Raw genomic sequence first — 13,528 nt, 5'->3', positions numbered from 1 at the left:
CGCAACGGCCGAGTCAACGCACTGAGCGCCGATCAACCGCCGTCCGCCGAAATTCGCGCGGACTCGCTGACGAAGGGCGACGCGGGGCTATACGGCATATCGAGCACCGGCGCGGCGTGCCGTTCGGCGTACGCGCGGCGCATCGGCTTCAGCACGAACAGCGCGAGCAGGGCGGCCACCGCGGCCATGCCGGAGGCGAGCATGAAGACCGCGTGCCAACTGCCCGTCATCGCCGTGACGACGCTCGTGAACGGCACCAGCAGCGCAGCCGTTCCCTTCGCCGTGTACAACAGGCCGGCGTTGGTGGCGGCGTATTTCGGTCCGTACGTGTCGCCGCAGGTCGCGGGGAACAGGCTGTAGATTTCGCCCCATGCAAAGAACACGATGCCGGTCAGCACGACAAACGCGACCGGACTGTGGCCGTACTTCGACAGCGCCAGAATGCCGACCGCTTCGATCGCGAACGCCATGAACATCGTATTTTCCCGGCCGATACGATCCGAGATCCAGCCGAAGAACGGCCGCGTCAGACCGTTCAGCACGCGGTCGATGGTCAGCGCGAAGGTCAGTGCGGGCAAGGTCAGGCCAAGCAGCGAAACCGGCGAATCGTGCAGACCGAAGTCTTTCGCGATCGGTCCGAGCTGCGCGGTCGCCATCAAGCCGCCCGCGGCCATCATGATGAACATCAGGTACATGACCCAGAACACCGGCGAGCTGACCACTTCGCGTGGCGTCGCGTTGTAGACCACGCGCTGCACGGTGCTTTTCGCCGTCGCGAGCAGCTTGGTCGGCGGCGCGAGCAGCGCGAGACCGAGCAGGAAAACGATGATCCCCTGACCGAGGCCGAACCACAGGAACGTGGCTTCGTAACCGCTGCTCTTGATCATGCTGGCAATCGGCACGACGGTGGCCGCCGACCCCGCGCCGAACCCCGCCGCGGTGATGCCGGCAGCGAGTCCGCGACGCGTGGGGAACCACTTCAGCGCATTGCCCACGCAGGTGCCGTACACCGCGCCCGCGCCGACGCCGCCTATCGCCGCCGCGATATACAGCACCGGCAGCGACGACGCCACCGAGTTCAGCGCCCACGCCACGCCGCAGAGCAGGCCGCCCGCGACCACCACGGGACGCGGCCCGTACTTGTCGACGAGATAGCCTTCCACCGGCACGAGCCACGTTTCAGTCACCACGAAGATCGTGAATGCCACCTGAATGGCGGCCCGGCCCCACTGATACTTCTCGTTGATCGGGTTGACGAACAACGTCCAGCCGTACTGCATGTTGGCAATCATCGCCATGCAAATCACGCCGAATACGAGTTGCACCCACGGTGACGCTCTCCACGACGACGCCCCTCCCTGGTGATCCGTGTCCATTACTGTCTCCTTGGCATGGCTGCCTCATGTTTGCGGGCGCCAAAGTGGCTTCTTCCCCCGCCGATCAATCGCGCGATGATCTACCCCATACAGTATGTGATATATCAAGTAAGTCAAGCGAAAGAATGGCTGGGGTTTTCACCACGTCATTTGCCAGATGAAAGACAAATGAAGGACCGCAGCCGGATCGGCGTCCACGATAAAAAAAGCCCGCAGGCAAGGCCAGCGGGCGAGGGCATGAGGCGGACAAGGCTGTTCGCGCCTGCCTTGCCTTTATAGGTGAAAGATAAACGTAATGTTAGTTTTTTATTTGTAGGAATGCGAGGCGCCGCTCAAGCTTCGCTGACGGCGTCGGACGTCAACACGGGCGAGGCCGGCGCATCGCCTTGCACGCCTCGCACGCGCGAAATCCAGAACACGCCCAACGACGCGACGCCGACCGCGGCCCATCCGGCGGTCCCGTATCCGATGACCTGCCCGCCAGGCGAACTGCCGAGCATGAGCCCGCCGAGCCACGCCCCGCATCCCGTGCCCAATGCCTGGAGCGCGCTGTTCGCGCTGAGAAACGCGCCTCGATGGGCGGGTTCGGGCACGGTGGTGAGCAGCGCCTGCATCGGCACCATCCGCGATGACACGAGCACCATGAAAAACGGAAACAGCAGCAGCAGCCCATAAAACGGCAGGTCGGGCAGATGCGTCATGAGCAGCACGGGCAGAAACGAAAGCACGACTGCGATGCGAAACACCCGCCGCGTGCCGAACTGATCGGCAAGCCTGCCGACCCGGCGCGACGTGAAGAACGTCGCCGCGCCGCCGGCCATGTACAGCCACGAAAGCTGCGCGGGCGCGACGCCGTGGTTGGCGACCAGCACCGGCGAAATGAACGGAATCACCAGCATGTTCGCGACCATCATCATGAAGGTCAGCGCGAAGGCATTCAGATGCCGCGGGTTGCTGAGGAGCCCCCACAAATCAGGCAGCACTTCGCCGAGCGCCGGCTGACGGCGGTTCAAATGTTCGGCGAGCGACGGCACCAGTTGCCGGCCCGCGAACCACACGATGAGCGACAGCGCCACCAGCAGGAAGAACGGCGCGGCCCAACTGAAATGCGCGCCCAGCATGACGCCGGCCGGCACGCCCGCGATCGCCGCGAGGGAGAAAGCGGTCATGATGGTGCCCGTCGCGGCGCCGCGCCGCTCAACCGGAATCACGTCGCTGACGATTGCCATGATCACCGAGCCCAACACGCCGCCCGTGATGCCCGCGAAAGCGCGCGCGGCCAGCAGCAGCGCGAAGCTGTCAGCCAGCGCGCACGCGAGATTCGATAGCGCGAACAGCGCATACACGGTCAGCAGCAGACGGCGCCGGTTGAAGCGGTCGATATAGGTTGCCGCGAACAGGCCGGAAAGCCCGGAGCACCACGAATACGCCGACACGGCGGTGGCGAACGCCGCCGGCGTGATGCTGAACGCGTGCATGATCTGCGGGCCGAGCGGCATCATGACCATGAAGTCCATGATGACGGTGAATTGCGTCAGCGCGAGCAGCCATAGCAAACGGCGCTCGTGCTTCGTACTGATTGAGTACATTGGTCGATTCCTTATTGTTGTTCGAAGTTCGCCGCTGCTTGCATGAGTCACGCAGTCCAGCGCGACGCGCGCTTGCGATTCGCACGCGCCAGGACCGCGGATCGGGAACGCTCAATCGTCGAGCGTCTCATGCACCGCTGCGGCGCCCTGTTTCCAGTAGCTCGCCGCGCGAATGCGCGACTTGTCGACGCCACGTTCGGTGCAGAGGTGGTAGCGCACCGCGCGCATCGTCGCGGATTCGCCGGCGGCCCAGACATAGCCTTCGCCGTCCTCGGGCAAATACGTGTCGCGGACGGCTTGCAGCAAGGCTTCGCCGCGATAGGCCGCTTCGCTGCGATAGCACCAGACGAGGTGCAGTTCGGCCCGCGTCGTGAACTCGATATGCGCCGACGGGTCGGCTACCTCGATCACCGCGGCGGCGCGCGCGCCGGCCGGCAGTTCCTCGAGACGGCGGGCGATCGCCGGCAGCGCGGTGTCGTCGCCGATCAGCAGATGCCAGTCGAACGCGGTCGGGATCACGAGCGAGCCGCGCGGCCCGCCCACGCCGAGATACTGGCCGACCTTGGCTTGCGCGGCCCATGCCGCGGCGGGACCGGCCTCGTGCAACGCGAATTCGATGTCGAGCTCGCGCGCCTCGCGGTCGAAGCGGCGCGGCGTGAAGTCGCGCGCCGTCGGACGCGGCCGGCCGGCGGGAAACACCGGACCCTCGGGGCCGGCTTCCGGCAGCGCGGGTTGGTCCGCGCCGGGTTCGGAGAAGAACACCTTGATGTGGTCGTCGAACGACGCGGACACGAAGTCGTGCAGATCCTCGCCCGTGAAGGTGACGCGGATCAGGTGCGGGGTCAGCGCATGCACCTTCTTGACTTGCAGCAGCCGGAACTTCAGCGGATGCCGCACGCGATGCACTGCCAGATCGGGTCTGTCGGCTTGTTTGTCGGCTTGTTTGTCGTTTGTCAGCATAGGGATGCCACTCCTGTTGGTTCGGTTGACGCGCGGGCGCGCGCGTCGCGCAGCCAGGCGCGCAACGGTGCGCCAGGGCCAAGGTCGGGACGGCGCGCGATCACGCAGCAGGCTCGCCGCCGGGCTTGCCTTCACTTTCGTTTTCGATTTCCTTCGCCGCGCGCATCAGGATCGCGGCGATGCGGCGTTGCTCGGCAGCCGGCGCGTTATCGCGGCGTAAAAGCGCATGCTTCAGCGCGCGGCGCGCTTCGTTCAGTTCGGGCAGCCAGCCGCCTTCGCTGATGTCGGCCGGTTCCTCGCCGGCAAACGCGCGGCGCACGGAATCCATCTTGCGGGCGATATGGTTCAGCTTCGCCAGCATCAACTCGACGCGGTCGCGATTGGCGTTCAGATATTCGCGGCCCGTTTCCGATAATTCGTAACGCTTGCGGTTGCCTTCGAGTTGCACGGTCACGTAGCCGAGCTCTTCCAGATACGTGAGCGCCGGATAAACCATGCCGGGGCTCGGGCTATAGAAGCCGTTCGAGCGCGTTTCGAGCGCCTTGATCAGCTCGTAGCCGTGGCTCGGCTGCGCGTCGATCATCGATAGCAGCAGCAGTTGCAGATCCTCGGAGCTGAATTTGCGGCCGCGCGGAAAACCGTCGCCATCGCCGCCGAAGCCGCCGGGACCGCCGGGACCGCCGCCGAAACGCCCACCGCGCCCGCCGCCGCGATGGTCGTGATGACGGCCGATCGCATGCCACAGCGCATGCAGCGAGAAGCGGTCGTGGCCGTGGCGGTTTTGGCGTTCGCCGTCGTAGAAGCCGGGGCGCTCGCCGTCATGACGCGCGAACGCATGCCAGAGCGCGTGGAGCGAAGGGCGGCCATGCCCGGCAGGGAAAGAGTCGTCGGCGCCTGGCCAACGCGAAAAACGGCGGTGATGACGCATCTTGGGATACTCCGTTTTGTGTCTTAAGATGTGTCGTACGATATATATCTAAAGATAGTTTGTCAAACGATGTTTTTGCGAGTGTGGGAACGACGACAGTTGCGTGTGACTTGCAATGGATGCGGATACCGTGCGCGGGAGCCTTCCCTCTGACAAGGCCGAGAGCCTGTTACGCCTTCGATGGCGAGTTGCTTGGGACGTGCGCCGTCAAAAGGTGGCGGATTGGTGACTGCGCGAATCCGCAGGCTGTAACGCGAGCGATCCTTGACTTGTCCCCTGGGGTCGCCCCGACACTCAACGCTTTAACCGAGCACTGGGGGAATTCGTGGGCGCATGCTTTAGCGTATCGGATGTCGTCAAACTGCTAGGGGTGACCCGTAAAGCTTTGCGCGTGTGGGAGGACCATGGGCTCGTGCATCCCGGCCGGAACGCGTCCGGATATCGCGTCTATACGGAAGACGATCTTCTGCGCGCATTCGAAACCTGGCACCTTCAGTCAATCGGTTTTTCGCTTGACAGCGTTAAATCGTATTTCTCGGTCTTTGAGCGGCTTGAATCGGAAAATAGAATCCCGGATGACACGCCAATCGCTTCACTATATAAAGATCTCTCGTCGATCTATGCGCAACATAAAGAAAAGCTCGAGAAACAAATAAGCCGGGTTTTCAATCGCATGGACGAGACTCTCGCTTCACTCGATTTTTATTCGGACGCTCCGACTTCATGGCGGGGTCAGGATAAAACCAGCCAGTCGGCCAACGCTGCGATCATCAATTTGCCGCGCCCCTGGAAGGGAGAACGGTTCGATCTGCGGGATATTCAGTTGTTGAATTACATCACAGGCTCGCTGGAGAGCGGTAAAACGCAACTGGCGCGTCGATTGTTTTTAAGCATATCTGGACGCGCCTGTTTCATAGATGCCTCGCATGCAATGCATTATCGCTATGACGACTCGAGTCCGGAGTCGTCGGCGATCTGCCTGCCTAGTGAATCGCGCGTTGATACGGTCGTAGCGAACCTTATTGCCGACGGTGCCACGGAATCGGAAGCCCTTCGAAGGCGAGTACAGAGTATCGAGCGCGCAATAGAAGCACGATACGATCCCGTGTTCATCGACGATGTGGAGAATGATCTGGATTTGCCCACTCAACGGGCGTTGCGCCGCCATTTTCTGGCGCTAACGAAGAGCGGGGGGCCGTGTTTATTCCTCGTCACGTGTTCGTCGGTGATCGTTGATCTTGCGGCGGTTGGGCCGAATGAGAAGATTATTTTTTGCCCGTCCAACCATAGCTCGCCCATTTGCGTGTTGTCTCAGCCGGGATCGCCGGGTTACGAGGCTCTCACGATGAGTCTGGTGTCGCCCGATGTCGATCGGAATGAGTTTGTCCTCGCCTCTGCCCAGCAATCACGGTCAAAAGCGCAGACGCGTTGACGTTTTTAATCGCGCACGAAATAGCCAGCTTATTTTTCCCGTCGCGCATTCGCTCATACTCGAGATCGGTATGCGGGCTAACAGCAGTGCGAATAAGCGGTAGGCTAGCCGCATTGTTCCGCTGCGGTAATGGCATCCGCTACCAGTTGCCCGACGTAAACGCTTTCCAGAGCCAATTCAGCTATAAGGGCGGCGCCGTCACTAGCGAACCAGGCCGTCAACTGTGCCGCAACAATAATCGCTGAGATTGTCCAGTCATACCAATGCATGGTGCGAGTCAGAGCAGTCACGATAGAGCTAATTCCGATCACATTAGATACGGACGAAAGCAGTTTCCAGATTTCAACTGCTTGCTGGTAAGACGACGTTGCATTCACAATGTCATGGATATTTGCTCTTAGCCCACGCAGAGTCTCCTCTCCCAACTCTTGCAACAGCGCTCTGGTGGCGGCGCGAGCCTGTGCCTGGTTGATTCCGCAGAACTGGAAAAGGATAATAAAACTGTCGGCAACCACCACTGCGACGGCGAATGCACATGGCGAGAGGTCATTCCTAACGAGGGCTGAGGCCTGCGTGAAGGTAAAATTACGCGCGGCTGCATGTCGTAGCCGATCATATGCGCTGTCCACTGCCTGGTCAAACGTGATTTGCTTTCTTTCTGAATCAGACAGCAATTCGCGCATGTTCAAGTAATGCGGCTCCAGCGCCATTGAGAGTTCATCTCGTGAAAGAGTCCACAGTGCATCCGGAGTGCTTTTCATGATTTAATCCTTTTCGCTTGAAGTTGGGTAAATTAAAACTGTCACTCTAAAGAAAATTTTTCAGACTGACGGCTTTCTTTACGTCTTGCAGACTGGATGGGTATATTTTATCCGCGCTTTATCGAATTCGAACGTGCCATCCCGTTACTCTTCAGAACTCGGTTTAGATCTGAGAGCGCTTTTGCCAAGGTTCGTTAGTTTCATGTCGTAAACTCCATTGTTTAAAATCACAACAAAATGGCCAGCGTGCCAGGAATGGTGTTCATGGGCCGCCTTTAATTTGTTTCCGATACGCCGACTCTAAAGCCGGCCCCAAGGGACAGCGCAAGAGAAAAATCGCGGCATCTGAAAAATCGGGCTGAACCGCCCTGGATTGGGTGAAGAAGCTGATGCGCCGAGCGTGACGAGTCGAGTCGATCTGCAAGGTCTCGCGGATTGCCCGCTGGGCTATCTGCCTCGAGAGTTACCCACAGAAATTGTTCATATCCTTGTGGACAACTCCTGGCCATGCTCTCCAACTACCTGATCGCATGGCGATTTCCGCAATCGATGCAACGAGGGCACCCGCTCGTCCCCGCGCTCGATTTTATGACCGCTCACTCCACCGGCGAAGCAAGCAGCGCCACCGGCACGCCATGACAACTCACCGTCGCAACAAGCGCCGCGCCGAGACCGGCATCGGCTGCATCGCGCGCCTGGAACGACGCCGCCCGTTTCTCGACCCGCAGAATGTTGAGCGGCCACGACGGCCGGGAAAGCCGTTCGCGCACGAAAGCGCCGACCCACAGCGGCGTCGCGGACGTGCCGTTCTCCACCGCATACCCGCTCGGCCAGAAACGCAACACATCGCGTTCGTCGCGCGTGTCGCCGGGACGCATGAAGACGAGCGCCGAAGGCACGCCGTCGTTGAGCTTCGGCAACACCGGCAGCGACACCGCCGCGACGTTCGGCGAGGCGAGCGAGAGCAGGCTGCGCGCGGACAGGTCCGTGCCCTCGACCCATCCCTGCGCGCGCAGATGTCCCTTGATCGAATCGATACTCGACGCCCATTGCAGCGTGAGCGGCTCCTTGCGGTCGCCCCCCATGTCCGAGCGATAACACGGCAGCCGTTCCCACACGGACGCCGTCCATTGCGATTGCGTGATCAGCACGGGCTGCGGGCGCGGCGCGCGGTCCGGCGGCGGCGCGGGCGGCCTCATGCGCAATTGCACGCCCACGCTCGCGAGTATCACCACCAGCACCACGGCGGGCATGAACCTGCGCTGCGGCGGTGTTTGCGGATGCCGCAGCATCGCCGTCAACGCGACGATCGCCACCCAGACATAGGCGAGCGCCGCGCCGCCAATCGCATCGGAGACCCAGAATCTGCCGAAGTAGAGGCCGGCCAGCGCGACCACGATCACCACGGCCATGCTCGCCGCCGCCACCAGCAGGCTCTCGACCATGCCGACCCGGCGCGCCAGCAGAAACGCGAGAAAACCGTACACGACGACGGCCGCGGCGACGTGATCGCTCGGAAACACGTAGCTGCCCGACATGAGTTGATCGGGCGGCGCGCGGTGCATCGCGAACTGCATCGCGAAGATCAGCAATTGCGAAAACACGACCGCCGCCAGCCAGTAGCCGATCGCGCGCCAACGCCGTTCCCACAGCATCCACACGGCGACCGTCACGACCAGCGCCGTCAGCGTGGCGACGCTGCCGAGCGTGGCCAGCCCCGCGAGGACCGTATCGCCCCAGGGCGTGCGCACCGATTGCAGAAAGTGATAGACGGATAGATCGACGCGCGTCAGCGGATCGCCGCTCACGACGTCTTCGAGCACCCCGAAAAAGAGCGCCCCGCAGGCCAGCACGAACAGCGACGTCACGACGACGCTGCTGGCGTCCGGCTGCGCGGGATCGAGCAGTTTTCGCGCGAGACGGCCGAGCGGCCCCGGATGCCGGCACGCCCAACTGCCGAGATGGCGGCCGGCCGCGCTCGACCACGCATTGGCATGCGAGAGCAGGAACGCCGCGGCGCGAAAGCTCAGCCACAGAATGACGGCGAGCAGCGCGATGATCACGACGAGGCGAAACGACACGGCGCCCGCCAGCAGCACCGAGGCGCCGAACACCACGCCCGGCAGAATGTGAGCGGGCGCCCAGAGCAGCGCCGATAGCACGTTCATCGCGTAGAAGCGCGCCGGCGTCATGTGCAACATGCCGGCCACCACCGGCACGATCGCTCGCAAGGGGCCGATGAAGCGCGCGAGCACGACGCTCTTCGCGCCATGCCTGTCGAAGAAACGGTAGCCTGCTTCCAGCACTTCGGGATGCCGCGAGAACGGCCAGAGCCGAACGATCCGTTGCTGGTAACGGCTGCCGATCCAGAAGCTCATGCCGTCCCCGGCGATGGCGCCGATGATCGCCCAGGCGAACACCCAGCCGAGACTCAGCGAGCCGGTGCCGGCCAGCGCACCGGCGAGAAACATCGCGGTGCTGCCAGGAATGAAGGTGCCGATGACGGCAACGGCTTCGAGAAAAGCCGCAAGGAACACAACCGTGAGCATCCACTCCGGGTGACCGGACAGCAGGTGCAAAAAGTGGACGTAGGCATGCTCCATCGTGCGCGATCAGCCGTTGTGGAGTAACGGTTGATCATAACGCGCACGGGAGCGCCATTCCTTTCCGAAGCCCGCCCGGCGTGACAACGGGCAGGGAAGGTTACGAAGCCGTCAGCGAATCGCCGGAGACGTGCACGCGTTCGCCGACTTGCACGGACGGTTGCGTCTCATAGTTGAAGTTGCGGTAGCTGCCGTCCTGCATGCGCACCTGCACCTGATACGAGGTCTGCTTGCGCACCGCATGCTCGATGCCGTTGCCGGCGAGACCGCCGGCGGCCGCGCCCGCGATGGTCGTCAGGATCTTGCCGCGTCCGCCGCCGATCTGGTTGCCGACGAGGCCGCCCGCGACCGCTCCGCCGAGCGCGCCGAGCCCCGTCGTGGGCTCGGGCGTTTGCACCGTGTTGATGGCGACGACTTCGCCTGCATACGGGTCTGCGGCAACGGGTTTCGCCGGCGGCGATTGGTAACCCGCCTGGGCCCCTTGATTGTTCGCGTACCTCGGTGCGTCCGTCGCGGTGGCGCTCGGCGTGTGATGCACGCGCGGGCGGGCGGGCGCGGCTTGCTGCGCGGTCTGCTGAACCGGAGCCGCGAGCGGCGCGCTGGCGGCTTGCGTCGCGACGATTGCCGGGGCCGGCGCGGCGGGTCCGGTCACGGCGCGCGAGGTCGGCAACAGGCCGGTCATCGCGGCAATGCCGGTGGCGCTCGCGAGGATCACGCACACCGCCGCACCGGCGACCAACGGGTGAATGCGGCTGCGCTGCGGATTGCTGGAAGTGAGGTTCGTGTTCATTGCGGACTCCGCGGGTAGGTTCCCAGCAATAACGCCGCACGGCGGCGCGCGGTGCACGCACAACGCTTGCTCCTTTGTAAGCATTTGTACGACTGCTGTCGTGATGTTGCGGGCTCTGACGGCTCGGTGGTGAACAAAGCGGGCCGCTCGCACTCATACTTTTTGACCGGTTCGCAACGCGGGCGCGGCGTCGGGCAATTCGACAATGTGACGGAGCAGGCTATGAAAGTCATCGCAGGCAGGTTCGTGCTATCCGCATTCGTGATCGCGTTTGCGGGGTCGGCCTATGCGCAGTCAACGCAACTCAGTGGCGGTTTGAACGGCGAGTCGGCTGGCCGGGGCGACAGTGCGGGCGGCGCTGCGGGAACGAGTCGTGGGACGGCAGTCGGTCCAGCACCGACGACTGGCGTGAGAACGCCCGGCAACTCAGCGGCGATTGGCGGCACCGCCAGCGCACGCTCGGGCCCGCTGCTCAACAACATGCGGGCAAACGGCACGAGCCTGAACATGAATCCCGATCCGCGAGCGCCGAACGTGACCGGACGCGTGCCGCCAACGCGATAAGGCATGCTCGCCGACGCCGTGGGCTCCGGTTCTCCGCGAGCAGCAGCGGCAATGAGAAACCAACGGCGCTGGCATTCGAAACGCCACGTTCGCAGCGCGGGTGAACGACGGTGCGCCCTAAAATACGAATCCCGCCCATTCGGACGGGTTCAAACGACAAGGAGATCGGCATGGCATACGGCGAGCACAAATACAAGGTATCGGTGCGGTGGACGGGCAACCGCGGCAGCGGCACCTCGGGGTATCGCGATTACGGCCGCGATCATGTCATCGCCGCGGGGAACAAGCCGGACATTGCCGGTTCGTCGGATGCCGCGTTTCTCGGCGACGCCGGTCGCTGGAACCCCGAGGATCTGCTGGTCGCCTCGGCTTCCGCCTGCCACAAGCTCTGGTATCTGCATCTTTGCGCGGACGCCGGCATCGTCGTGCTCGAGTATCGCGACGAAGCAGAGGGAACGATGCTCGACAGCCCGGAGCAGGGACGTTTTTCAGAGATCGTTTTGCGCCCGCGCGTGGTGATTCGCGCGGGCGGCGATGCGGAGTTGGCGAAGCGCTTGCATCACGTGGCGCACGAGAAGTGCTATATCGCGAACTCGGTCAACTTTCCGATTGCCTGCGAGCCGGTGATCGAGACGCGGGCCGGGTGAAAGCTTCACTGGTTCCGCGAATTCAGTCGAGCCTGTGAGAGCGGCTCAACGAGCGCCCGGTAACCGCATGCGGCCGCTGCCGCTAGCGAACGACGCAGCGGCCGCGCGACTCCGCAGCAGCGGCGCAGCGGCGATTCGTCGATTCGGCAAATCCGGCGCGCCGGCCGCTCAACGATTGCCGTCGAGCAGATCGCCGAGCATTTCGTCGAACGCCGCCTGCGCGTCTTCGAGTTCCTGCAACGCGGCGTCGAAGGTTTGCAGCGCGAACTGCGAAGGCTTGCCGCTGCCCGCCGGCGGAAACTGCGATTGCAGCGACGCGAAGGCCGCCTGCACCCGTTGCGTGGCGGTCAATACACGCTCCATCGCGGCCGTTTCCTCGGCTCGCGCCTGTTCCTGATTCAGTTGATCCATGACATCTCCGTACTCGTCCGCTCGGCTCGCGCCGAATCAAATGCGTGACTATGCCACGTTGGCGTTCAGGCGACCGGCAAGCCGCCGTTGGCTTTCACTTCGCGCAGCGAGAGCGCCGATTCCACCGACGTCACGCCCGGCAGGCTGCGCATCTCGTCGCGCATGAACGTGCCGTAGTCGTCGAGGTCGCGCGCCACCACTTGCAGGATGTAGTCGGCGCTGCCCGACACGTTGTGGCACGACAGGATTCTCGGAATCGCCTGCACCTCGCGCTCGAAGCGCGTCGCCACCGCGCGGTCATGCACGGCAAAGCGCACATAGACGAACGCCACCACGCCGAAACCGAGAGCGGAGCGCGACAGCATCGCGCGGTAGTGGTCGATATAGCCGTCATTTTCGAGGCGTTTGAGACGGCGCGCGCAGGGCGTTTCGCTGAGGCCGACCATCTCGGCCAGCCGCGCGTTCGACATGCGGCCGTCTTTCTGCAGCGCGGCGAGGATCGCGCGGTCTGTCTTATCGAGGTCGGTTGTCATGGTTCGGGAGATCTCCGCGGGTTGGCGGAAAACATGGAGAGAAGGCGGAATGTTAGCGTATTCCTCCAAATCGTAACCATGAAGACCGGAAATTCGCCAGCAAACCCTCCGCTGACGATAGCAACATAGAGCCATTGAAAACCGGAGGCTTCCTTGATTTCCGCACACTTGCTGGCCGTCTATATCGCTGCGCTGTTCGTCGTCTATGCCGTGCCCGGACCCGACATGGCGCTGATTCTGCAAACCAGTATCGGACGCGGCATGCGCCACGGTTTCGCGGCAGCCGCCGGCCTCGGCGTGGCGCGTGCGACCCACGTCACGCTCTCGGCATGCGGGGCGGCGGCGCTGTTGCGCGGCGCGCCCTGGCTCTACGACATCGTGCGTTATGGCGGCGCGGTGTATCTCGCGTGGGTCGGCATTCAGATTTTCCGTTCGCCGGTGTTCGCGTTGCCCGGCGGACATGACGCGCGCGGCGCGGCGGACGGCACCGAGGGCATCGGTGCCGGAAACAAGGCGGGAGCCGGCTCGCGTCCGTTGCGGACCGCTTTCGTCAAAGGCTTGCTCACCAATCTGCTGAACCCGAAAGCGCTGCTGTTCTGCTCGGTGCTATTGCCGCAGTTCGTGCGCCCGGAGGCGGGTCCGGTGGCGTTGCAGATGGTCGAACTGGGTGTGGTGCTGCTCGCCATCGGCGTATGTTTCGACGCGATGTACGCGATCGGCGCCGCGCGGATCGCCGGCTGGATGCGGGCTCATCCGCTTGCGCAAACCTTGCAGCGCTGGACGTTCTCGGCAGCGCTGATCGGCTTTGCATTGCGGCTCTCGCTCGATTGACGCGATGGGGCGAGCCGCCGCGCTGGTTGGCAGTCCGGTGGCGATCCCGCACCTCCGCGTTTAGCTCCGCTTCGTAACGGGTCTAGCGATGGATAGCTAGCCG

13 protein-coding genes are annotated in these 13,528 nt (G+C 63.2%); 4 read left to right on the top strand and 9 right to left on the bottom strand.

All coding sequences use genetic code 11. The annotated features are described in order from the left end of the window. Window positions 1-32 precede the first annotated feature (32 nt). The 4 genes from oxlT to ACOCG7_RS10770 form a co-directional block, all read right to left on the bottom strand. Window positions 33-1,376 (bottom strand): oxalate/formate MFS antiporter, encoded by a 1,344-nt coding sequence (gene oxlT, locus ACOCG7_RS10785; RefSeq protein ID WP_073429269.1) that lies wholly within the window; start codon window positions 1,374-1,376, stop codon window positions 33-35. 332 nt (window positions 1,377-1,708) lie between these two features. Beyond that, window positions 1,709-2,965 carry an MFS transporter gene (locus ACOCG7_RS10780; RefSeq protein ID WP_073429268.1) on the bottom strand — a complete coding sequence of 419 codons (1,257 nt, stop codon included), beginning with the start codon at window positions 2,963-2,965 and terminating at the stop codon, window positions 1,709-1,711. Between the two features lie 111 nt (window positions 2,966-3,076). Next, window positions 3,077-3,925 (bottom strand): siderophore-interacting protein, encoded by an 849-nt coding sequence (locus ACOCG7_RS10775; RefSeq protein WP_073429267.1) that lies wholly within the window; start codon window positions 3,923-3,925, stop codon window positions 3,077-3,079. A 100-nt stretch (window positions 3,926-4,025) separates the two neighbouring features. Further along, window positions 4,026-4,853 (bottom strand): helix-turn-helix transcriptional regulator, encoded by an 828-nt coding sequence (locus tag ACOCG7_RS10770; protein ID WP_154872640.1) that lies wholly within the window; start codon window positions 4,851-4,853, stop codon window positions 4,026-4,028. 325 nt (window positions 4,854-5,178) lie between these two features. On the opposite strand from ACOCG7_RS10770, the gene ACOCG7_RS10765 reads away from it, so the two are divergent. Then, window positions 5,179-6,285: a MerR family transcriptional regulator gene (locus ACOCG7_RS10765; RefSeq protein ID WP_073429265.1), complete on the top strand. Its 1,107-nt coding sequence runs from the start codon at window positions 5,179-5,181 to the stop codon at window positions 6,283-6,285. Window positions 6,286-6,389: 104 nt separating this feature from the next. On the opposite strand, the gene ACOCG7_RS10760 is transcribed toward ACOCG7_RS10765, so the two are convergent. From ACOCG7_RS10760 to ACOCG7_RS10750, 3 genes are all read right to left on the bottom strand, one after another. Continuing rightward, a complete protein-coding gene (locus ACOCG7_RS10760; RefSeq protein ID WP_227470432.1) occupies window positions 6,390-7,046 on the bottom strand; it encodes a hypothetical protein in 657 nt (218 codons plus the stop codon). 596 nt (window positions 7,047-7,642) lie between these two features. Continuing rightward, window positions 7,643-9,649 (bottom strand): bifunctional DedA family/phosphatase PAP2 family protein, encoded by a 2,007-nt coding sequence (locus ACOCG7_RS10755; protein ID WP_073429264.1) that lies wholly within the window; start codon window positions 9,647-9,649, stop codon window positions 7,643-7,645. Between the two features lie 100 nt (window positions 9,650-9,749). Continuing rightward, complete coding sequence (locus ACOCG7_RS10750) at window positions 9,750-10,439, bottom strand: glycine zipper 2TM domain-containing protein (protein ID WP_421375445.1); 690 nt, start codon at window positions 10,437-10,439, stop codon at window positions 9,750-9,752. Window positions 10,440-10,661: 222 nt separating this feature from the next. Between ACOCG7_RS10750 and ACOCG7_RS10745 the strand changes: the two genes are divergently transcribed. Together ACOCG7_RS10745 and ACOCG7_RS10740 are read left to right on the top strand one after the other, a co-directional pair. Further along, the gene (locus tag ACOCG7_RS10745) at window positions 10,662-11,003 is read left to right on the top strand and encodes a hypothetical protein (RefSeq protein WP_421375443.1); all 342 of its coding nucleotides are present in this window, start codon (window positions 10,662-10,664) and stop codon (window positions 11,001-11,003) included. 170 nt (window positions 11,004-11,173) lie between these two features. Further along, entirely contained in the window at window positions 11,174-11,650 is a 477-nt protein-coding gene (locus ACOCG7_RS10740) for an OsmC family protein (RefSeq protein WP_073429262.1), read from the top strand. A 168-nt stretch (window positions 11,651-11,818) separates the two neighbouring features. Here ACOCG7_RS10740 and ACOCG7_RS10735 read toward each other — a convergent pair whose 3' ends face one another. Beyond that, window positions 11,819-12,052 carry a hypothetical protein gene (locus ACOCG7_RS10735; protein WP_083082911.1) on the bottom strand — a complete coding sequence of 78 codons (234 nt, stop codon included), beginning with the start codon at window positions 12,050-12,052 and terminating at the stop codon, window positions 11,819-11,821. Window positions 12,053-12,126: 74 nt separating this feature from the next. Continuing rightward, on the bottom strand, window positions 12,127-12,594 hold the full coding sequence (locus ACOCG7_RS10730; RefSeq protein WP_421375440.1) for an Lrp/AsnC family transcriptional regulator: 468 nt from the start codon (window positions 12,592-12,594) through the stop codon (window positions 12,127-12,129). A 153-nt stretch (window positions 12,595-12,747) separates the two neighbouring features. Here ACOCG7_RS10730 and ACOCG7_RS10725 point away from each other — a divergent pair, with 153 nt between their 5' ends. Further along, complete coding sequence (locus tag ACOCG7_RS10725) at window positions 12,748-13,425, top strand: LysE family translocator (protein ID WP_073429259.1); 678 nt, start codon at window positions 12,748-12,750, stop codon at window positions 13,423-13,425. The last annotated feature ends 103 nt before the right edge of the window (window positions 13,426-13,528 follow it).

It is taken from the genome of Paraburkholderia sp. DD10, from assembly GCF_049177125.1.
GTDB classification, from domain to species: Bacteria; Pseudomonadota; Gammaproteobacteria; order Burkholderiales; family Burkholderiaceae; genus Paraburkholderia; species Paraburkholderia terricola.
The sequence above is the reverse complement of the archived record's forward strand: the minus strand, read 5'-3'. Positions and strand labels throughout refer to the sequence as shown.

Excerpts from the sequence above, each read along its gene's own strand:
- oxlT (WP_073429269.1), bottom strand. The coding sequence starts at position 1,376 with ATGGACACGGATCACCAGGGAGGGGCGTCGTCGTGGAGAGCGTCACCG.
- ACOCG7_RS10780 (WP_073429268.1), bottom strand. The coding sequence starts at position 2,965 with ATGTACTCAATCAGTACGAAGCACGAGCGCCGTTTGCTATGGCTGCTC.
- ACOCG7_RS10775 (WP_073429267.1), bottom strand. The coding sequence starts at position 3,925 with ATGCTGACAAACGACAAACAAGCCGACAAACAAGCCGACAGACCCGAT.
- ACOCG7_RS10770 (WP_154872640.1), bottom strand. The coding sequence starts at position 4,853 with ATGCGTCATCACCGCCGTTTTTCGCGTTGGCCAGGCGCCGACGACTCT.
- ACOCG7_RS10760 (WP_227470432.1), bottom strand. The coding sequence starts at position 7,046 with ATGAAAAGCACTCCGGATGCACTGTGGACTCTTTCACGAGATGAACTC.
- ACOCG7_RS10755 (WP_073429264.1), bottom strand. The coding sequence starts at position 9,649 with ATGGAGCATGCCTACGTCCACTTTTTGCACCTGCTGTCCGGTCACCCG.
- ACOCG7_RS10750 (WP_421375445.1), bottom strand. The coding sequence starts at position 10,439 with ATGAACACGAACCTCACTTCCAGCAATCCGCAGCGCAGCCGCATTCAC.
- ACOCG7_RS10745 (WP_421375443.1), top strand. The coding sequence starts at position 10,662 with ATGAAAGTCATCGCAGGCAGGTTCGTGCTATCCGCATTCGTGATCGCG.
- ACOCG7_RS10740 (WP_073429262.1), top strand. The coding sequence starts at position 11,174 with ATGGCATACGGCGAGCACAAATACAAGGTATCGGTGCGGTGGACGGGC.
- ACOCG7_RS10730 (WP_421375440.1), bottom strand. The coding sequence starts at position 12,594 with ATGACAACCGACCTCGATAAGACAGACCGCGCGATCCTCGCCGCGCTG.